General features: G+C 40.9%; 1 protein-coding gene. It reads left to right on the top strand.

All coding sequences use genetic code 11. The annotated features are described in order from the left end of the window. Positions 1 to 254 (top strand): Hsp70 family protein (locus ACKX14_RS16230; protein WP_422449459.1); only part of this gene is annotated, 254 nt, incomplete at both ends.

Here is a 254-nt window from a genome sequence, read left to right as displayed (position 1 = left end):
AGACTTCAGTTGATATACACGTGCTGCAGGGTGAACGTCAGATGGCAAATGATAACGTAACTTTGGGTAGATTCCAGTTGACAGGCATTCCACCAGCTCCTAGGGGAGTACCACAAATTGAAGTTACTTTTGATATTGATGCCAATGGTATTGTAAATGTAAGTGCAAAAGACCTGGGAACAGGTAAAGAGCAAAAGATTACAATTACTGCCTCAACAAAGCTGAGTGAGGAAGAAATCAAGGATAAGGTTAAG

Origin of the sequence: Thermorhabdus hydrogeniformans (assembly GCF_049310025.1) — a bacterium.
Taxonomy (GTDB): Bacteria; Bacillota; Thermosediminibacteria; order Thermosediminibacterales; family Tepidanaerobacteraceae; genus JBJYKD01.
This window is presented reverse-complemented; position numbering and strand designations above follow the sequence as displayed.